This is a genomic window from Agrobacterium deltaense RV3 (genome assembly GCF_900013505.1).
GTDB classification, from domain to species: Bacteria; Pseudomonadota; Alphaproteobacteria; order Rhizobiales; family Rhizobiaceae; genus Agrobacterium; species Agrobacterium leguminum.
The window spans coordinates 582,013-602,681 of the sequence record NZ_LT009746.1; the positions used below are offsets into that span (position 1 = coordinate 582,013).

Below are 20,669 nucleotides of genomic sequence, written 5' to 3' on the forward strand. Positions count from 1 at the left end.
AATATCATCGAGGACCGCCATTTGCTGGCGATTCCATTCAACGGCGTCCTCAAACGCCCTGTTTCCCAGTTCCTGCCGCTGATCGCGGCTGGAGGCGAGCTGCAGGATCGCGTCGGCGAAAGCCCGATGGTCATTATCTTCCACAATGACCACGCCGCGCCGGTATCGCTCCGAAAGTCCCCTCACACCTGTCCGGGTGCTGATCGTGGGAACACCGGCCGCCAGGGCATCGAGCAGTTTTATATTGATGCCTGTTCCGAGCGTGATGGGATTGATGGAGAGTGGCGCGCGCGCGAAGGCGTCCTTCAGATTATCCACGCGACCGAGCTTGAGAATGCCTTCCCCGTCTTCGATCTTGCCGCATATGCCGCCCGCCAGAACCAGACGAATATCCGGCCGGGCAGCCCTGACCAGCGGCATGACATTTTGCACGAACCCCTTCAGGGAAATGATGTTCGCGTCGTTGCCGGAACCGAGGAACAGGAAGTCGCTCGGTGTTAAGTCTTCCACCCTTCCACCGAGATCGAGAATATGGCTGACGGTCGCAACAACCGGCGGCTCTCTCCCAAGCCGCTGCCTGAACGTCCGCTCCTCTTCCTCCTGAATGGCGACAACCACATCCGCACGGCGGAAAGCCTTGCTCTCCACGGTCGGCGGAACGGAGAACCAGTATCCATATTTGTTCGCGGTATTGACGAAAGCCTTGTGTCGGTCAGCGAAGGAATCATGGGTATCGAGAATGCGCAGCACACCCTTCGGCAACGCCAGGAACGCCCGCGAATGAAAGGCATATTCGACAATGACGGCATCGAGACCAAGCAGGCGCTGAAGGTCCCGGACCTGCCGACCGATTTCGGGATAATAGAACTCGTCGAGGTAATTATAAAAACCGCTGTCGCGACCGAGAAGACGGTGGAATTTGCGAACGCCGCGAAAAGCTTTGTGGCTGAACTTGAAACCGAAATCGTCGATGAAACGTATTTTCCAATCTTCAAGACGTCGGCTTATCAGATGAAAACACCCCTTCCCAAATTCGGTCTCATGTGCTGCCGGGTCGAAATCGAGAACCATCGGCGTTTCGACATAAGCGAAGTGCACCTCATGGCCGAGCGCGCGAACAGCGCGCGTCAATTGCAGAATTCTGCTGCGATTCCCCTCACTTGCAGGGACGGCAGGGATGGCTGAGACAAAAGCGACTTTCATACCGTCAATCAATTTTTCTTTGAAAAGGCTTCAAATATCTGGAAATTCTTTTTTGACAGGCTGAGCACGTCCGGCAATTTCTGCCTGATACGCTCACGAATATCATCGGCCTGATCGACGAAATTTATCAGGGCATTCCTGATGCCGTCATCCGTATAAAACGCGGCTGGCGACAGCAATTCGGACGTAGCCAGCCCGAAATGCTGGTACAACCCCTCGAATTTTCCCTGATAGGCGATACATATGACCGGGACGCCTTTCCCTAGCGCGGCGATGGCAAGATGCATACGTCCGCTGACAATCCCGTCCAGCTGTCCTGCCACACCTTTCAGCACTGTCGCCGGCCATTCGCCATCAAGATATCGAACCCGATCCGCCAGCGAGGCAGGCACCAACTCCGCAATGGCTCGCAGGCACGCCTGATCGCCAAAGCCTTCCCGGTAGTCATGCGGGATCAGCAACCAGCATATAGGCCTCGCATCTGCCACGAATTGCAACGCTTCCGCTCCGCGCTTGATGATCGTCTCGATCTGCGCACGATCCGCATCCTTAAAGAGCATGGGGTGGAGGTTCAGGCCCATCACCCTGTATCCTTCGGCGCGTTTGCGCGCGATCCACGCATGTGTCTCCTCATCGGGCGCGGAGGGTGCAAGACTGAACGCCGAATCGGCGACCAATGAGGTTCGATCCGTCGCAAAGGACGTCAGGCGCCCTCGCGAAACGGCGTCACGGAGGTTGACCGAAACCCCTGGGTGCAAGGCGCGATAGAACATCGCCAGCGCAGGATGAGGCGCTTCATTGAAGCTGAAACCGAGGATGACATTTCTGATCCCGGTCGCGGCAGCCAAATCCGCACTTGCCAGAAGTTTCGCGCTGACCAGCGCATTGTAGTAGCCGTCCATCACATCCGCGCCGACCACAACGACGCAATCATATTTCCTTGTTTTGAATTGACGACGCAGGGCATCGATAAAATCAGGTCTCCCGAAAATATCGACGGGAACGAAGCCCCTCTGGAGGGCGACTGCGGCGATTTCCATTCCATTGACGAGGATGTCGATCTCCACATCGGGATTGACCGCTCGGGCTTGCTGTAGCGTTGCTGTGATCATAGCGTCGTCGCCGATGGACCCGAAGATCGTTTTCGGGTCACAAGCCACGATCAAAAGGCGCTTGAGCTCGCCACTCGCCGGGCGTGCAGCCCTTAACCTGCGCTTTTCCTTCTGCAAAGCCTCGTAGAATTCATCGATGGTCGGCTCTCGATTGCGACGTTCGTTATACTCCACCCAACTGCGATGCAGCGGTGCTGGAAGCAGTTTCTTTACGAGCTTGCGCATTCAATGTCCTTCCGGGAGAATACTTTGCTCATGACGAACATCGTCGCGGATCGAGCCTGCTCTCTGGCGATCAGGATCATGAGCGAAAAATAAGTAACGACGAACAGGCCGCCGAGCAGCACGCCGGAGATGAAATCGCCTCCGCCTAATTCCCAAATTTCGGGGCGTATCCATTGGACCAGGACAAAGCCCAGGCCGCTTGAAGCGAAACTCGGCAACAGCAGGAGGAATATTCTCCCGAGCGGAACGTCCAGCTCGCGCGATACAAAAAAGAATGTGAAGGGAGTGGAGGTGAGCTGGCCGAGGATATACACCAACACCAGTTCACCGATATTTTCCGTCGGTACGAAAACGATCATTAGGATCGTCGAGATCGATTTGACGGTTCCCGCGATCAGCACCTTGTTCGGCTTGCCGCGAGCCGAAAGAAAGGGGCCGTTTTGGAACTGCACGCATTGCAAGGCGCCGAGAAGAAGCAGAGGTCGCGCGATCGCCTCCGCCCCTTGCCACTGCGTGCCAAACAGAACGCTGCAAATCTCCGGGGCCAATGCGGCAAAAAGAACGAAGATCGGCGTAGAGACGATCGCCGATATCGTTATCAGCTGCCTGTAAAGTTCGGCCATGCGCTCACGCTCATGCGATACGCGGGAAAGCACTGTCAAGGAGACATCATAAAGCGCCGATTGAAGCAGCTGCATGAGAAGCTGGTAGAGCCGGCTGCCGACAGTATAGAGACCGAATACAGCCACGCCATAACGGCCCAGAATCAGGAAATCGATCAGGCGCGTGGCTCCAAAATCCACGATCCGCAAGCCTAGCGCCGAAGAGCCGAAGCGAAACAACTCCACAAAACTATCGAGTTTCAGCCGCGTTCCGGGAAGCCATCGCGGATTTTTCCACAGCCAGACGAGGTTGACGACGGTCGCCACATAACCCTGGACGACGAGGCTCCAGACGCCCAGCCCCAGCCCCGCGAAAGCAAGTGCCGCGGCTCCGCCAATGATATTCGAAATAAACGTTCGGATCGCCAGCGGCCTGAAGGCCAGTGCCCGCCGATAATTCACCTCCTGAAAAAGCGAAGCGGTATTTAACGGTAATAATATGCAGACGGCCACTACAATGGGCGCCAACCCTTCGACCTCAAACCAGCTTTCCAATTGCGGTGAAAAAACGCAAACAGTTATGGTCAGCACCGTTGCAACCGCAACCGATGCATAAAATGGCAGGTTGACGTCGCTGGGCTCAAGATCGCGTTTCTGAACGATCGCATCTGCGAATCCGAATTCCGACACCATCTGGATTAGCATCAGAACCAGCCCCGCGGTGGCGACCATACCGTAATCGGTAGGACTGAGGAAACGGGCCAGAACGATGAAGAGAATGGAGGTGAAAAGCTTGCCGCCCCAGTTCTGGACGATGGACCAGAAGACACCCGTAACGGCGGCGCTGCCTATCGAATTTGAAGTCGACATCAATTAGCCATCCGCAAACTTGGCTGTGGCGCCAAACTGGAGTTGATGAAATTGCGTGCCGGCTTCTCGAACCCTCTGAAAACGACATAGCCCATGAAGGTCAGAGAAACGATCGTCACGCTCAGATAAAGCAGAAAAAAATCGATAGGTTCACCGAGCGCCTGCCACACGAATTTGAATAGTGTGGCGAATAGAATCCCATGAATCATGTAGATTGCGTAGGAGCAATCGCCAGCTCTCGATAAAATGGAAGCGGTTTTCCCAGAGTAGGAAATGCTTCGCTCTCCTAAAGCTGTGGACAGCATCGAAAATGCCAACAGCACCATAATATGATTTGGATTGGAAAGCCGGAACATCCACCACGCCGCAAGTAAAAACGTGGCGATCCCCAGATATAGAAATAGAGAACTTGAGATTCTCACCTGCTGATAGATTCTATAGGTGAGGCATCCAAGCAGAAAGCTCGGTAGAGCACGAAGCATGCCGAAATCATAATTGGCACCATACATACCGCCCGGCTGCTCCCAAACGGGCAGCCACGGGCGCGAAAAAATATAAAAAACAATGAGGACGAGCGGGGCGGAAACGTAAATCTTGACGCTGCGGATCATCACCATAATGAAAGGAAAAAGCAGGTAGCAGAAAAACTCCGCGCTAATAGACCAGGATGGATGATTGAGCGTCAGTTTGTCTGCCAATCCCCAAGCCTGCACAAGAAAAGTGTTCAGCACTATATCCAGGTACTTCACAGTGCTTGTGGGGAGCGGCAGCACAACGGACATGCAAATCAAAACCGCCATGGTTGCGATATGGAGCGGATAAATGCGTGCAAGCCTTCGAACCAGGAACGTCGAATAACTTGCCACACTAAGTTGCAAATCTTTGTAATTGTGAAAAAGAACAAACCCTGACAGCATAAAAAAGAAGTCGACAAAGATACCGAAACTTCCCACATCGATGACTGATTTAGCGCGGCTGTCGATACTGTTTACGTGAAACAGCACCACACCGATTGCAGCAAGAAACCGGTAAAAATCAAGCATGAGGAACCGCAATTTATCGGTACTGGCTGTTTCCATCTGCTTTTCCTTCGAAAAATCCTCGCAACACCGGGCCCGCTGCCGGGTCTACGATGCACGTAAGATCTGGTTTCCGCCCTGCTTTGCCAGCACGTCCTCGTAGAGCTTCACGTAATTCTCACCCACTCGCCGCGAGGTGGATTCCTCGACGATGTTTCCGAAATCGGCCTCCGTCGGCAATTGCTCGCGCGAAAGCGTCAGCACCCGGCGGATACGGGCGGCAAGGTCGGTGGCGTTGCCCGGCTCGAACAGCCAGTCATGGTTGGTCTCGCCGATCAGCTCCGGAATGCCGCCTGAGGCTGCGCCGATGACCGGCACGCCCATGGCATAAGCCTCGTAGATCGTGCGTGGCGAAGGTTCCGCCCAGAAGGAAGGAACGATGAGCACGTCGATCTCTTCGAGAAACTCCTTCGGTTTCGCCCAGCCGACGAATTCAATCGGCAGATCGCCGGCCTGAGCCGTGAAGCGTTCGATCGAATCGTCCATCGCATGGCCGGCGACTAGACAGCGCCAGTTGCCGTGACCGATTTCCTTGAAGGCATCGACCATGTTGCCGACGCCTTTTTCCGTATTGATACGGCCGATATAACCGAAGGTCAGCGGCCGGCCAGTGCGGTCGATCTGCCGGCGGGCGACGGGATCGCCCTCGGGAACCGTGCAGGAATAAAAGATGACGCGGCGCAGGCTTTCCGGAATGTGGTGGAAAAGCCCGTGATTGACATGCGTCTTGAGGATTTCCGTGCCGACGCTTGCGACAGCCGCGATATAGCGCTGGGTGAATTTCTTGGCGAAATTCACCGCCTGACAGCCGAGATGGATGTGCTCGCAGGGCTTGCCGCCCTTGAACATGGCGGCGTTGCCGCACAGGAGATCATATTCGCAGATCGTGTGAACGATCGGAATGCCGCGCTTATGCGCCGCCCGCCACACCAGCGTCGTCACATCCAGAAGCGAGTGGGTGTTGAGAACGTCAGGTTTGAAATCGTCGAGAACGGCTTCGAACTGCTTTTCGACGTCGAAATTCCATTGCTGCTTGAGCTTCTGCATGCGCCGCTGCTGCGGCGAATATTGCGGCCAGTCCTCGAGCCAGAAATCGTTGTTGTGGAACATGCGGTAAACGGTGACGCCGTTGCGCATGGTTTTCGGTTCGGCCTGCCGCTCGATACAGGCGGCGCCGACCGTATGTCCCATGGAAACGAGTTCCTCGGCGAGGTGTTCGACCGAGCGTTCGCATCCACCAACGATATGCGGCGGATAAAGGCTGCTAAGATGGAGAATTCTCATGCGGATACGCTCTGTTTTCCTTCATCGAAAATCTATGGCGTTCATCCCGGGCTCGTTCGTCTCACCTCATTCAGGAGACCAGTGAGACATCTGCAAAAATAAAAGAGCCGGAGCAGAACTAATGTTTGAAAATATGAATTACCAAAATCTACTTTTCAAAAAGCACGGGAATCGGCGCTATTTCAAGTGATTTTTTTCGCGGCGCGGTAAAAGCCATGCGGTGTTGCGAAAAGAACCGGTCTCGTGTTACGGTTTAGCCACTTTAAAGTGCAGGCAATCTGGAGAAATCGGTTGCGTTGCAGCTTGTGATTATGTTCGAGTTGATAATATCTTTTTATTTCAAACACATGAATTTCAGGGCGGTTGTAGATGCCGAAAACTTCCAGGACATTCTGATTTCGAAGCCTTGAGAGGCATCATCGCCATTTAAACGGCGACGTCCGTGTGATGACGTCTGGCTTATATTTTCTCCGGACATACCAGGAGGCGCAGATGAATGGAAAAACGCCGATCGCCATGGGCAGCCTGACACGGCGCAACCTGCTTTCAGCCGCGCCGCTTGCATTGGTCGCCGCCTCCGGTTTGCAGGCCGTTCCCGCACGGGCGCAGACGGTTGCTTCGGCCGGTACCGAAGCCTTTCTGGACAGTGTAGGGGTGTGCGGTCACTTCACCCGTCCCACGGGCGTCTATCCGGAACAGTTCGAGCGGATCGTGCCCGAACTCGAAGCACTGGGCGTCCGGCATCTGCGCGATGACGGGCTGATCACCGCGAGAGACAGTCGCAACAGCCCCGTCTTTCGGCGGCTGCGCCGGATCGTGGCGGCTGGCGTTCGCCTCACCGTCATCTGTTACGACAATCTAAACCCTTACGTTTCCACGCCGCTCGACAGACTGGCGGATTTCTACGACTGGTGCGACGCGGGTATCGATATTTTCGAGGGCAGCAATGAGCCTAACCTGACGAAGGACCCGCAAAATGCTCCGCGAATTTCGGCGGAGCATCAGGCGGCGCTGCACGACGCCATCCGCTCGGTTCCGCGCCTGAGTGCGGTGCCCGTTGCGGCGCCAAGTTATGTCCTGTCGAACAGAGCGCTGGCGCTGGACCTGAAAAATGCCTGCGATTACGGCAATATCCACGCTTACGCCGGGATGGAGCATCCCGAAACGACCGGTCCGGGGGCACTCTCGAAATCCGTCGCCGCTTCGGCGCATATAGCGGCCGGCAGGCCGGTGCTCGCCACGGAAATGGGCTATCATACCTCGCTGCAAACCAAGACCTTTCATTTCCCCGTCACCGAAGGCATCAAGGCGCGCTATATGCCGCGCATGCTGCTCTCGTGCTTCATCAGCGGTATCCGCCGGTCCTACATCTATGAAATGGTTTCAAGCTTCGCCGCCGATCAGACAAACCCGGAATCCTCCTTCGGCCTCCTGCGCCACGATCTCAGCCGCACCCCCGCTTATGAGGCCGTTCGCGCCCTTCTTTCCCTTTGCAGGGCAGAACGGCAAACCGGACCGGAGAAACGACAGCTCGATTTCCTCACCGCCGATTCCCAAAGGTTGTCGCTGCATCTGGTGAGACCGGACGGTGCTTTGCTCGTGCCCGTCTGGCTTGGAATTTCCGGCTGGCAATGGCCGGCCCGCATCGAAAACCCGCCTGCCGAACGGATTGCGACATTTTCGGTGGCCGGCCAGTATAGTCACGTTATCGCACACCGGTTCCGCGATGACGGCTCCGTGAGCCAACAGACAATCACGCAGGAAAGCGGGCAATACCGGCTTTCGGTCAGCGACCAGCTTACGGTTCTGGAAGTTTTCTGAATGGCGCCGACGAAATGCCGCGTCGCAAAATTGTGTGTATCGCGTCGCGTTATTGCATGATAGCCTGCTTGAATACTGAACTTCTGCCCCGTAAAAGCGGCGCAATATAATACTAAATATATCTTTATTTTTTATAGATTGACGATGATGAAAAACTTTAAAGAAGCGCCCGCTTCCGGGGCGCAGCGTCTTGATGTTCTTCAGGTGATGCGCGCCGTCGCGGCAACCATGATTGTTGCGCTGCACGCGGACGTGAACTGGCAATTCACGCTTTTTCCACTGCATCTGCTGAGGCTGGGCGGCGGTGTCGACCTGTTTTTCGTCATTTCCGGATTTGTCATCGTTTATGCGTCCCGGCCCTATTTCGCAGCGACAGGTGGTCGTTCCGCGTTTTTGCTGCGCCGCTTTCTCCGCATCGTCCCGCTTTACTGGTTTGTGCTGACCCTGCGGCTTGCCATGGCCGCCAGCGTGACCCTTATCAGTGCGAAGGCCTTTCCGCCGTTACAGTCGATCCTCACCTCCTACCTGTTTATTCCCTATGACAGCATGGGTTATGGCGACGCCTATCCGTTTCCGCTGATCGATCTCGGCTGGACGCTGAATTACGAGATGTTCTTTTACATCGTTTTCGCAGCGTTCATCTTCCTGCCGCTGGAGCGCGCGGTATTCACGACGGCCGGCGTGCTGTTTGCCGCCGTCATGATCGGCTCCGCCTTCGATCTCGGCCTGCCGTTCAGCTTCTGGTTTCAGCCGATCATTCTCGAATTCGTCGCGGGCATGTTCATTGCAGTCCTCTTCCTGCGAGGCGTTCGCCTGCCGCCCCTGCTCGGGCTTGCAACGGCCCTGTGCGGCCTGGCGATCTGGATGCTGACCGATCTGAGCAGGATAGGATTCAAGTGCGATCCCGGCTGTTATTCCTTTTCACGGCTGTTGGTTTTCGGCGGCGGCGCGATTTTGCTGATGGCAGCGGCGACCTTGACCAGAAACATCTCCCTGCCCCGTTTCGCACGGCCGCTGGCAAAACTCGGCGATTCATCCTATGCGCTTTACCTGCTGCACCCGTTTATTTTCCGGGGCTTCAAGATTGCGCTCGGCGGCGTCACCTTCCCGCCCGAGTGGAGCAACCTCGTTTATCTCGTCATCGTCGTCAGCACCGTCGCCATAGCCCACACCTTCCACGTCCTTGTCGAAACGCCGGCCAATATCTGGCTGCGTGACCGGCTGATAACAGCGCCACGGAAAGTCGCCGTGTCATGAGCAAACCGGAGAAAGGCAAGGGCGGCCGTTAACAATAGCTCAGGGTTTCCGCCGCAGGTTTATTTTAGCGCTTGATCCTTTGCTTGGGCTGTGCGATCTAAAAAGAAATTTTAGATGTTGGGTAACCTTGCCCGGCATTGGATGTATTTAAAGTCGTATTTTAAAAGATTTGGAGAGTTGGATGCCCCGCATTCGTAACGGCTCGATGCTCGTTGGTGCGATGTTTATTGCCAGCATGAGTCTCTTTTCCGCTGTTGCCAACGCACAGAACGTGGAAACCGCACCGCAGCAGGCGCCCTCGGTTGAGAGCGCTGCAACAGGCGCACCCGTCAAGGCCGGCGATGAAACCACCGCTGCATTTCTGAGCCGCGTCAACACCACCAATCCGGACACGGTTTCGATTGCCGCAGCGGAACTGTTCAAGCAGTCTCCGACGCAGGGCATGATCAGGGATCTGGTCACCATCGCTTCCAGCACGGATGCGGCAACAGCCGACGTAACCGGAAAAGTGACGAGCGGGTTTCCGATCATCGCCGTTTCCACAAGCGCGGCACAGTTCTCCGAACAGCTTTCCGCCCTCATCCTGAGTGACTCCGGCCAGTTGCCCACCATCGTCGCACTGGCCCAGAAGGTCGGCAACAAGGACTTCTCCGAAGTCGTCGGCGAAGGCCTGGCGCTCGCCCACGCCACCGCGATGAGGAACGGCAATACAATACTCGCAGCCGCCATCCAGTTGCAGACAAAGGGCGCCAACGTACCCGCCGATCTGCTGATCGCCTTTAGCGAAAATATCGAAGGAACGGCTGCCGGTCCGGCCGCCCCTGCGGCGGCCGCAGCAGCGGCCTCGCCGATCGGCGGCGCCGGTTCCTCGCCGGCAAGCGCCAACAGCATCGGCGGTTCGGGAACGGCAGGTGACGCCGGCGGCACCGCACAGGCGGGTGGCGGTAGCGCACCCGTTGGTGGCGGCGGCGGCAGCAGTGGCGGAACGACGGGCAGCACCGGCACGTCCTTCTTCACCACGATCAACAATTTCTTCTCGACCGGCAGCACCACCACGCCTGTCAGCACAAGTCCCGTTTGAGTTTGGCTTTGTCGCCTTTCCCTGAGGGAAGGCTGCCGCCAGTTCTGTGATGCAACCGTGACTTGGCGGGCGCTGCGCCCGCCTGAAAGAGCGAGGCTGACAGTTGTTGCAAAGGCACGATCCCCTGACGATGGCTGACTACGATAAAGGCGGGCTGACGTCCGAGTTTATCGATATCGACGCCGTTCTCGCAATGATCCGCCGGCAGTGGCGCATCGTGCTTGCCGCGGTGGCAGTCGCCGGGGCAATCGGCCTCGCCTTTGCCGCAACGGCCGTTCCGATCTATTCGGCGACGGCGACGCTGCTGATCGACCGCAATAACAGCCAGATTGTCGAACAGCTTTCGACGATCGGCGGCGTCATAGAGGATGAGGCTTCCATTCTCAGCCAGGTCGAGGTGCTGCAATCGGAAACCATCGGGCTTGCCGTTGTCGATAGTCTCAATCTCACGGAAAATCAGGAATTCAGGGCAACGCGTGCGTCGCTTCTGAGCTCGATATTCGGCACGATCCGCTCGCTCGTCAATGTTTCGCAATGGTTCTCGCCAGCGAAAAAAGAGGCGGTGGTTGATAATGTAACCCTGAAGAGATCGCTGTCAGACCGGCTGCTGAACAACCTCAGCGTCAAGCGCATCGGCCGAACCTACGCGCTGGAGCTCACCTATAATTCGACATCGCCGGTTCTCGCAGCGCAGATCGTCAACGCGGTGGCCTCAGCCTATCTGGTGGACAAGCTGAATTCCAAATATGAGGCGACAAGACGGGCCAGCGACTGGCTGTCGGACCGTATTGCCGAGTTGCGCCAGCGGGCGCTCGAAACCGATCTGGCCGTTCAGAAGTTTCGCGCCGAACATAATTTGATCTCGACCGGCAATAACGGCCTGCTCTCCGATCAGCAGCTGGCGGAATCCAATAGCGCCCTGATTTTGGCGCAGTCGGAAACCGCCAGGGCGCGGGCGCGGGTGCAACGCATCGAACATATTCTCGCCACCGACGATGTCGATGCAGTCGTTACCGACATTCTCGACAGCTCGGTCGCCAACGATCTACGCAAAAAATATCTCGATGCCTCCAAGACTGAGGCGGAAATTACCAGCAGGCTCAGCAGCAACCACATTCAGGCAGTGCGTCTGCGCAATGAAATGCAGGAATACCGGCGGCTGATGTTTCAGGAAATCAGCCGTATCGCGCAAAGTTACAAAAGCGATCTGGAAGTCTCTGAAGCGAGGGAAAAGTCGCTAGCCGAGAGTGTCGCCAAGGCGACCGACATCAGCAACTCCGCCAGCGAGACACAGGTTCAGCTGCGGGAATTGCAGCGCGAGGCCGAAACCTACAAGAACATGTACCAGACCTTCCTGCAGCGATATCAGGAAGCGATGCAGCAGCAATCCTTCCCCGTGACGGAGGCGCGCGTGATTTCCAAGGCGATGCCGCCGGGAATTCCGAGCAAGCCGAACAAAACCATGATTTTGGCCCTCTTCATGATCATGGGTGCTGCAGCCGGCGGCGGCATTGCCGTGTTCCGCGAATTCCGGGATCGTTTTTTCCGCACCGGGGAACAGGTTCGAGACGTTCTCGGGCTGGAATTCCTCGGCAATACCCCGCTCATCCAGAACAACAAGGCGATAATAGAAGATCAGGAAGGCGGCCATCCGACCCTGACGCGCCCCACCAGCGTTGCCCGCTACGCGGTCGACCATCCGCTCTCCTCCTTCGCCGAAACCCTGCGCAGCACCAGGCTCGCCATCGATCTCGGTATTCCCGCGAAAAGCGGAGCGCGGATTGTCGGTGTCGTCTCAGCCTTGCCGAGCGAAGGGAAATCCACGATCTCCATCAATCTGGCGCAGCTGCTTGCCGGGCAGGGTGCGCGGGTCCTGCTGCTGGATGCCGATATTCGCAATCCCGGCGCCACGCGCGCCATGGCGCGTCACGCGAGCGAAGGCCTACTCGAAGTATTGCTGGAAGGCCGTAGCGTGCAGGATGTGCTGCTTCGTGACGAAAAGACACGGCTCGCTTTCCTGCCCACGGTGGTCAAACAGCGTGTCCCTCATTCCTCCGAACTGCTGACCTCGGCGCAAATGCACAAGCTGCTGGCCGAAGTGAGCAATGCTTTCGATTATATCATCGTCGACCTGCCCCCGCTCGGGCCGGTGGTCGATGCACGCGCCATGGCGGGGCGGATCGACGGTTTCATCTTCGTCACGGAATGGGGCAAAACCGCCCGCAGGGCAGTGCGGAACACGGTGGAGAATGAGGTTCATATCCGCAAGAAGTGCCTCGGCGTCGTCCTCAACAAGGTGGACACCGAAAAGCTGAAGCTTTATCGCGCCTATGGGTCGAGCGAATATTATCATTCGCGCTATACACGATATTACCATGACCAGGCGTGACGGTGTGGTGCGCCTGCGGAAAATCCTCGCGGTCGTACCGGTCCTCGTCATTTCCATCTTTGTCCTGTCCGTGGCGGCGCAGGCCTTTTCGCAAAGCCGGCGGTTTTCCGATATTGTCGCATTGGCGCGGATCGCCGACGACAATAATGGCCTCGCGCCTGATCTCCTTGCGGAAACGGTCCCTGAACTTCAGCCCATCGTCACCGAGAAAATCTGCCGTTCGGATATCGTCAAAGCCGGGCTAAGGCTCGTTCTGGCCGATCTCGATGCAAATGGCGTCGATCCGGCATCCGATTCCGGCGCAGCGCGTCTCGGTTTTGCCGAGACCTTTATTCGCCATTCGCTCTCTTGTTTTCCCGCAAATGGCGATGTCTGGCTGCGTCTTGCCATGGTTCGCTCGCTGCGCAACGCCTCGCCCATGGAAGTCGCCGTGCTGATGAATTTCTCCCAGCTCTATGGGCCTGCCGATGCCAATCTGATCCGTGGGCGTTTCGTGATGTGGCAGCAGTTTCCGAAGAACACCTTGCCCGAGGCCGAGTCGGCCCGCGAGGCGGATACGGCCGTCGTCTGCGGCAGGCAGGGGGAAATCCTGCGATGGACCTTGGCGCAAGTCTGCCCAAAGCCACCGCCGGCAGACACAAAACGCCCCGCGCCGCTGTCATGATCTGAAACAATGAAACGGCTGAGCCTCGTCGATATTCGCGGCATAGCCACCACAAACAATTCCGACAAAGCCCAAAGATATGTCGCTCACCGAAGCCCGATCAGAACCGCTCTCCTCCTCGCAGCCCCCACTCGTGGCGGTTCGGGACTATGTCCGGCCGGTCGCAATAGCCGCATTCTGGGCAATATTTCTGCTGGCGCTTCTCAATAGGGGCGCTACGGAAATAGAAAGTCGCATCGTCGTCACGGCCGGGATCTATCTCCTGCTGGTGCCATCGATCCTCCTGTTCGGACCACCGAAGGCCGGTGCGGGCAAGGTACTCGCCGCAGCCTGCCTTTTATTGGGAGCGCTCATCGTTCAGGTGCTGTTGCAGACCTCCTCCATACCCGGCATCGCGCGCCTCAATCCGGCATGGTCCACCGCCGCCATGTTCATGCAGACTGCGCCAGCCGCCACAATTTCACTGACACCTGCGGATGACCGGCTCGGCGTCATGAGCGCCGCCGTGCCCTTCGGCGCCTTCATGGCCGGCCTCGTGCTTTTCGATAGCGACGAGCGTGCGGCAAAGACGCTGCGATGGTTCGCAATTGCCGGTGGCTGGCTCGCGCTGTTTTCCATCGTGCAATTCGTGCTTTTCCCCGAAGCTCTCGGCCTCATCCAGAAGCGCTTCTACCTCGGCAGCCTTACCGGCCTTTTTGTCAACCGCAATACCGCCGCGACCTTCTTCGGTCTCATCCTTCTCACGCTCGCCGCATTATTGCACAAAAGCCTCCTCGCTCCGGATTGGGCCAGGGTAAAAGCGCTCGTGGCAAATCGCCTCACCGTGCCGGCGGAGCAGAAACAGCTTATCCGCAGGGCCGCTTTTCTTGGCGTCCTCGCGGGCTTTTGTTTCATCGCGTTAATGTTGACGGGATCGCGTGCGGGGATCGGCTCAAGCCTCGCAGCGCTGATTGTCCTGATCCTGCTGATTGTGTTCAACTCTCCCCCCAGAACCGGCCGCAATGGAGCCTCCAGCCGGCGTAGGCAGCGCGGGACGAGACGTCGTGCCGCGCTCCTGATCGCAATCGCCATCGCCCTCTTCGCGCTTTTCGCCAACCGGGTGGCGCTTCGCATGGAAACGCGTTTGGAAGACGATATGCGCTTCTGCTACATGCCGGGCATCGCCCGCGCCATCGCCGACAATTGGCCGCAGGGGTCGGGCCTTGCAAGCTTTACGGAAGTCTATGCGCCGTATCATGTGGCGCGGTGCGGGGTGGACGCCGTCGTCACCCATGCCCACAACGTCTACGCGGAGGGATTGCTGACACTCGGTGCGGCCTTCCCGTTTTATCTCGCTTTTTTTGTGCTCATCCAACTGGTGATTTTCATTCGCGGGGCACTGAAACGCAGAAATTATCGTTATGCCTCTCATCTCGGCCTTGCCGCGCTGCTACTCGTCCTGTTGCATTCGACGCTTGATTTTTCGCTGCAGATTCCAGGCTTTGCCATGGCCTATGCCGTTTTCCTCGCCCCGGTCGTCACGCTTTGCCTTAACCCGCCAGGAATGGAGCGGGAAGGCCGCAAACGGCGGAGACAATTTCCGGAAGACGCCGCAATGCCGGTGCCGGTCCGTTCCGACCAGACAGTACAAACGCCGCTTCGTCTGCAATAACGGATTTTACGAATGCAAAACAGGTTTCGTGATCTTGAAGGCGCAGGAATTTGAGCATGCGGATATTGCAGATAGCCTCGCTGTTTTCTCCGGATCGGGTGGGCGGCGCGGAAATATTCGTGGAAGATCTTGCGCGTGGGCTTGCGGATAAGGGGCACACCGTCGCGGTGGCCGCCATCTCGCGTGAAAAGCAGGCAGCACAACAACGAGACGGTTTCACCATTCACCGCCTCGGGCATACCACGCCGTTCTTTATCGGCGACTGGGGGCAACAACCGGAATGGAAGCGAAAATACTATAAGATCGCTGTGCAGCTGGATCCGCGCCTCGTTCGCCGGCTTGCGCGTGTCATCGATGATTTCCGGCCGGACGTGGTCAATACCCATTCGCTGTCGGAACTGACGCCGCTGATCTGGCCGATGATTCGCAAGCGCGGCGTTCCACTGGTTCATTCCCTGCATGATTTCACGAGCATGTGCACCAATGGCTCCCTGTTTCATGACGGGCATATCTGCGATGGCAGCAGCAAAAAATGCCGTGCCTTTTCTTATCTCCACCGGCGTTGCCAATGCGCGGTCGATGCTGTCGCCGGCGTCGGTCGCGATATCGTCGAACGCCACGTGAGGGCCGGTTTTTTCACCCATGTTCCCGAAAGCCGCCGCACGGTGATCTGGAACGCCATCTCACCGCCCAGTTCGCCAGAACCGCGCATTCCCCGCACACCCGGCGAGCCGCTGGTTTTCGGCTATCTGGGCCGCATCGAAGCGGCAAAAGGGACTGACTTGCTGATAGAAGCGTTGCGACTTTTGCCGCCGCAGGGCTGGCGGGCGGTCATGGCGGGCCGCGCGCCAGATGGCATCGAGGCCTATCAGCAAAAGGCAGCCGGCATGCCTGTCGAATTTCCGGGCTATGTGGAGGCTGATCGTTTCTTCGCCGGCATAGATTGCCTCATCGTGCCGCCCCTATGGCCGGAGGCCTTCGGCCGCACCGTCGCTGAAGCCATTTTGCGCGGCGTACCCGTCATCGGCTCAAATATTGCGGGTGTCGCCGAACAGATCGGCGCGGACAGGCCGGAACACCTGTTCGCCCCGGGCAATGCCGCCGAACTGGCCGCACGCATGGCAGAGGCGATGCGCAATCCCGCCATGCTTGCGGAAACACCTGAAACCCGGGAGCGAATTCGTCAAGGCGTTGAGCCCAAAGGGGTCGTCGCGGCGTATGAGAAGCTCTATGCGGATGTGTGCAAAACCGCATGAGCGTGACGACAGCGCCCCTCTTCAGGCTGCGGCTCCTTGCTTGAAAAGCCGCGCGTAGCTCTCCGCCGCCTTCCGCCACGAATATAATTTGCGGTTTTCATGACCCGCCAGGCGGAGATTTTCTGCCAATTCCGGATTATCCAAAAGTCTCTCGAGCGTGTCGACAAGGCTCTGGGCATCCGCCGGATCGAAAGTCAGGGCGCCTTCGCCGGCAATCTCCGGTGTTGCCGAACGATTGGAGCAGACGACCGGGCATCCCAGCTGCTGCGCCTCCAGCACCGGCAGGCAGAAGCCTTCATAGGTGGAGGGGACGCAAAGGCAGGCTGCGTGACGGTAAAGTTCGGCCAGTTGCCGGTCATCTATGCCGGAAAGCCGGATCAGCCGGGCCTTCAATTCCGGATCGTCCAGCGCGCCGGCGATTTCCTCCGCCTCGTCGCGGCCAACATGCACGATGCGCAAATCCGGCCATTTTTTACCGAGTATGGCAAAGGCTTTGCCCAGGAGAGCGAAATTCTTATTGGACGTCGCGTTTCCGACCGCCAGTATGTAGCGTCCGGGAACAGGCGGCAGCGTGTCGAAAACCCCGGGATCGACATTCAGCGTGCTATCGGAATGAATGGTGATGCTCTTATCGGCAGCGGCTGGATAGAAACGCCCCAGATCCTTCCGCGTCGCTTCGGATACGCAGATGACCCGATCCGAACCGGCCATCATCAGCTTAAAGATGAAATCGGTCGTCAGGGTCGCCCGCCAGCCGATCTGTTCGGGAATGGTTTTGAAATAAAGATCATGAACAAGGGTGAGACGCCGTTTGCCGCCGAGGGGACTTCCGAAAGGATCGGCATTAAACAGTACATCGATACCGTGCCGGCGGCAGAGCGCGGGCAGCATCGCGGCCTGACGCACCACATCGAAAACCATGACGCGCGGCCGTGGGATCTGGATGAGCTGCAAGCGGCTGTCGCGCAGGTTTTCAGGCAGTTGCGCCCGCGTCCAGGGAGAGCGCAGAACATAGTCATCACCCGTCTGCTCCAGCAGCCGCTCCAGCAGGCTGAAGGTCACGCGGGCCACACCAGAGGCCTTGCCACCATATTGGCTCGGCATGTTTACGAGAATGCGCATCCTGACCCTTCCGCCTGCCGGCATTGCCTGTTCCTGTCGATCGCCCGGCGAAACTTCACGCCGCCTCCGAGAGCAGCGCGGAAACGGAGCGGCAGGTTTCCTCCAGCGAGAAACGCTGGCTCACATCCTCCCGCCCCTTTTGCGCCAGCCTTTCCGCCAGTGCTGGTTGCGACAGGACACAGCCGATCGCCGCTGCCAGCGCCGATGCATCCCCCGGCGGCACGAGAAGGCCGGTTTCGCCGTCACGGATGATTTCGGTAACACCGCCGCCGCGCGTGGCGACAACCGGACGCCCGCACATCATGGCCTCCACCACCACACGGCCGAAGGGCTCGGCAACAATCGAGGTATGAGCAACCACATCCATCGCCGCCATCAGTTCCGGCACATCCGGGCGGAAACCGAGAAAACGGACGCGACCCTCGAGACCGAGACGGGACGCCTGTTTGCGGATGCGCGCCTCATAGGCCTCCTGCCCGAAAAGCGCACCGCCGACGATGACCGCCTGCACGCCCTCCATCGCCGCAATCGCGTCCAGAAACACATGTTGTCCCTTCCATTCGCTCAGCCGGCCAAAAAGGCCGACAAGCGGTTGCGGACCAAGGCCCAGTTCCGCACGCAGCCGCGCGGCGGTGCCAGGCTCGTAAACCCTTGCTTTCGCAGGGTCGAAGCCATTGTAAACGATGCGAACCTTATCCGCCTCGCCGCCGGCCTCGATGAAAGCCCGGCCCGTCTCTTCGGAATTGACAGCCACCAGCCTGGCGAAAAGGCGCGCAAATGCCAGCGAGGCGCGGCGATTGGTGGCGCTGAAAGCCGGATCGGTGACGATATCGTGTAAAATCCAGACAAGCGGCCGGCGGCTGAGCTTCGCGGCCAAGGCACAGACAAAAAGCGCCTTTTGCGAGTTGGCGCAGATCACATCATAGTGCCTCGCCTCCCGGCTCAATTGCCAGGCAACCGCCATCACGTCGGCCGCCCCGTGCAACAGGGCCCCGAAGGACGCGTTGCGGCGGATCGACAGCATTTTTTCTCCGGCAGACAGCATGATCGGAGCCCGCCCTGCATCAACGAGATCATCTGCGGCCGCACCGCCACTGAGAAAACAGGCGCGCCAGGAGTGCGGGCCCGCCTTGACGAGGTCCGTCAGAAAAAGTTCGGCGCCGCCCTTCTCTCCGGTATGGCTGACGAAAAGAGCAGATGTCATGGCGTCTCTCCTGCCGGATGAGAGGACCGACGATGCACCTGTCTGTGATTGCGGGCATGAACAGCCGGCCGGCAAAAAGAACGAACCTGCCCGAAAGCGACGTGAATATCTTCATCGAAAGCTGCGTGGAACCGCATGTCGCCAGATAAAAACACCAGCCTTAAACCTTTTCTCGTAATAAAATTCAATAATAACAATAATTCTAGAATAATATTCTATTTTTATACTTCAAACGAAACCAGATAAAAATTCCTGACGCTCGTTTTTATGCGCTGTTTTCTGTTTCGCGCCCGGCATTTTTCCCCGGTCCTCGTGGCGGAACTATTCTGAAGCCAGACCAGGAGAACGAACGATGACACCGCCCGAACACAACATATGCATATATACGGCGCGAACGGAAGAGGTGGCGGCATGATCGGCTTAACGCTCGGCATACGTCCCCGAAACATGGGTGACATCGGTTTTTCCCTGACCGCGTTCTCGCCCCTGCGGGCCCGTCTGGCGGCCGGCCAGAATGCCACGATCTTCGTGAACGGCGACAGCACCGCCCATGCCGAAGCCGGACCATTTCAACAATTTGCGATGATGCTTGGCGATCTGCACGATACGACTGTTGTTTTATACCGTTGGGCGGAATGGGAGACGAGCGCCCCCACCGGTCCAAAAACCTATGCAGCCCCAGTCACGCTGCGCGCCGGCAAGGAGGCGACGCTGACGCTCTATCTTGCGACGCTGCCCGGCGGCATGGCGGGTTACATGCTTGCGGAACAGCGCGCAGCAGCGCTGAATATTCCCCGTCCCGATCTCTGCATCATGCATCAGGGCCACAATATGCAGACCTTCGAAGCGCCCGGCGGCATTTTGAGCTCTGGACGATCCGCCCTGCTCGGACCGCTGGGAATGACCGAATGGCAGTGGCCAAATGCTCCGCAACTCATCACCACGCAGAACCCGTGGCGGGATGGGACGGGTTACGACAAGGTCTATCAGGCAATCCTCGACCTGGCCCGAGCCCATCCGAACCTCACGCTGGTGGATACGCATGCCGCATTTCTGGCGAAGGGCAAGGACGCCGCCCTTTATCGGGACAATATTCACCCAAACGAGGCGGGCTCCCGGCTGATTGCCCGGACCCTGTTCGATACCTATCTGGTATCGGCACGCGATAACAGCTTCCAGACACCTTGTTGGCCAAAGCTGCCCGCCGCCAATCTCATCGGCAATGGCGATTTCACCGATTGGACTGGTTCCGTTCCGACAGGTTGGGGCATGACCTCGCCAGGTTCCGCCACCAAAGCTACCGACATCACCTTCTCCCCGTCCTTCGCAAGCAGCCTCGCCCTCTATCCAAATGGCAGCCAGATCGCCGGGCTTACGCGCAATTTCCGTAACGCGGAAGCCATATCGATGATAGGCAGGACCGTTTCTTTTGCCGTACTTTACAAGAATAACGAGAGGCAGCGCTTGCCATACATCACCTTGGTTGCAAAAAGCGGTGGCGCAGTCCGGACAATCGTTTGCTCCGCCCTGCAATTCGGAGGTGCCAACATCGCCGGCAATAGCGGCTGGATGTGGGCGATCGCCAACGGGGTCGCCATCGAGCCTGACATCAACCCGGCGGGGTATAGTTTCTATCTGCGAATCCTTCCGGCATTCGGTACCAGCGCGCCCACCTCGAATGAACCAGTTCACATTCAGCGCATCATCGCGGTCGAAGGGGATTTGCCGAAAGGCAATCTGATCTCATGAAGAAACGATAAAATAGCTTGCGCGGCGACGTCATCGAGCCCACTAATAACCGCCATATTATATTGATTGCCACGCGGTAGCGCTGTCCTGTGGACGGTCG

15 protein-coding genes are annotated in these 20,669 nt (G+C 57.8%); 8 read left to right on the plus strand and 7 right to left on the minus strand.

Translation table 11 applies throughout. The features are described 5' to 3' along the window. The 5 genes from AGR7B_RS17040 to AGR7B_RS17060 all read right to left on the minus strand — a co-directional run. Positions 1-1,203 (minus strand): glycosyltransferase family 4 protein (locus AGR7B_RS17040; RefSeq protein ID WP_080857406.1); only part of this gene is annotated, 1,203 nt, incomplete at its 3' end. Between the two features lie 8 nt (positions 1,204-1,211). Then, positions 1,212-2,540, minus strand: coding sequence for a polysaccharide pyruvyl transferase family protein (locus AGR7B_RS17045; protein WP_080857407.1), 1,329 nt, complete (start codon positions 2,538-2,540; stop codon positions 1,212-1,214). Further along, positions 2,525-4,012 carry a lipopolysaccharide biosynthesis protein gene (locus AGR7B_RS17050; RefSeq protein WP_080857408.1) on the minus strand — a complete coding sequence of 496 codons (1,488 nt, stop codon included), beginning with the start codon at positions 4,010-4,012 and terminating at the stop codon, positions 2,525-2,527. Before AGR7B_RS17050 ends, AGR7B_RS17045 begins: the two co-directional genes overlap by 16 nt. Further along, positions 4,012-5,091, minus strand: coding sequence for an acyltransferase family protein (locus tag AGR7B_RS17055; RefSeq protein ID WP_080857409.1), 1,080 nt, complete (start codon positions 5,089-5,091; stop codon positions 4,012-4,014). Before AGR7B_RS17055 ends, AGR7B_RS17050 begins: the two co-directional genes overlap by 1 nt. A gap of 48 nt (positions 5,092-5,139) precedes the next feature. Continuing rightward, complete coding sequence (locus tag AGR7B_RS17060) at positions 5,140-6,375, minus strand: glycosyltransferase family 4 protein (RefSeq protein WP_080857410.1); 1,236 nt, start codon at positions 6,373-6,375, stop codon at positions 5,140-5,142. A gap of 492 nt (positions 6,376-6,867) precedes the next feature. Here AGR7B_RS17060 and AGR7B_RS17065 point away from each other — a divergent pair, with 492 nt between their 5' ends. The 7 genes from AGR7B_RS17065 to AGR7B_RS17095 all read left to right on the plus strand — a co-directional run bounded on the left by AGR7B_RS17065 (position 6,868) and on the right by AGR7B_RS17095 (position 16,494). Next, positions 6,868-8,196 carry a hypothetical protein gene (locus AGR7B_RS17065; RefSeq protein WP_080857411.1) on the plus strand — a complete coding sequence of 443 codons (1,329 nt, stop codon included), beginning with the start codon at positions 6,868-6,870 and terminating at the stop codon, positions 8,194-8,196. Positions 8,197-8,340: 144 nt separating this feature from the next. Beyond that, positions 8,341-9,453, plus strand: coding sequence for an acyltransferase family protein (locus AGR7B_RS17070; RefSeq protein ID WP_080858142.1), 1,113 nt, complete (start codon positions 8,341-8,343; stop codon positions 9,451-9,453). Between the two features lie 181 nt (positions 9,454-9,634). Then, entirely contained in the window at positions 9,635-10,534 is a 900-nt protein-coding gene (locus AGR7B_RS17075) for a hypothetical protein (protein ID WP_080857412.1), read from the plus strand. A 130-nt stretch (positions 10,535-10,664) separates the two neighbouring features. Further along, on the plus strand, positions 10,665-12,923 hold the full coding sequence (locus AGR7B_RS17080) for a polysaccharide biosynthesis tyrosine autokinase (RefSeq protein ID WP_080857413.1): 2,259 nt from the start codon (positions 10,665-10,667) through the stop codon (positions 12,921-12,923). Continuing rightward, positions 12,910-13,587 carry a hypothetical protein gene (locus tag AGR7B_RS17085; RefSeq protein WP_162934186.1) on the plus strand — a complete coding sequence of 226 codons (678 nt, stop codon included), beginning with the start codon at positions 12,910-12,912 and terminating at the stop codon, positions 13,585-13,587. The genes AGR7B_RS17080 and AGR7B_RS17085 overlap by 14 nt, the downstream gene beginning before the upstream one ends. 79 nt (positions 13,588-13,666) lie before the next feature. Further along, complete coding sequence (locus tag AGR7B_RS17090; protein WP_121490433.1) at positions 13,667-15,238, plus strand: O-antigen ligase family protein; 1,572 nt, start codon at positions 13,667-13,669, stop codon at positions 15,236-15,238. Between the two features lie 56 nt (positions 15,239-15,294). Then, positions 15,295-16,494 (plus strand): glycosyltransferase family 4 protein, encoded by a 1,200-nt coding sequence (locus tag AGR7B_RS17095; protein ID WP_080857415.1) that lies wholly within the window; start codon positions 15,295-15,297, stop codon positions 16,492-16,494. Positions 16,495-16,515: 21 nt separating this feature from the next. Here AGR7B_RS17095 and AGR7B_RS17100 read toward each other — a convergent pair whose 3' ends face one another. Both AGR7B_RS17100 and AGR7B_RS17105 read right to left on the minus strand, forming a co-directional pair. After that, positions 16,516-17,616, minus strand: a complete 1,101-nt coding sequence (locus tag AGR7B_RS17100; protein WP_080857416.1) for a glycosyltransferase family 4 protein — start codon at positions 17,614-17,616, stop codon at positions 16,516-16,518. A gap of 55 nt (positions 17,617-17,671) precedes the next feature. Continuing rightward, the gene (locus tag AGR7B_RS17105; protein ID WP_080857417.1) at positions 17,672-18,820 is read right to left on the minus strand and encodes a glycosyltransferase family 4 protein; all 1,149 of its coding nucleotides are present in this window, start codon (positions 18,818-18,820) and stop codon (positions 17,672-17,674) included. Between the two features lie 411 nt (positions 18,821-19,231). Here AGR7B_RS17105 and AGR7B_RS17110 point away from each other — a divergent pair, with 411 nt between their 5' ends. Then, positions 19,232-20,569, plus strand: a complete 1,338-nt coding sequence (locus AGR7B_RS17110; protein ID WP_162934187.1) for an SGNH/GDSL hydrolase family protein — start codon at positions 19,232-19,234, stop codon at positions 20,567-20,569. Positions 20,570-20,669 lie beyond the last annotated feature (100 nt).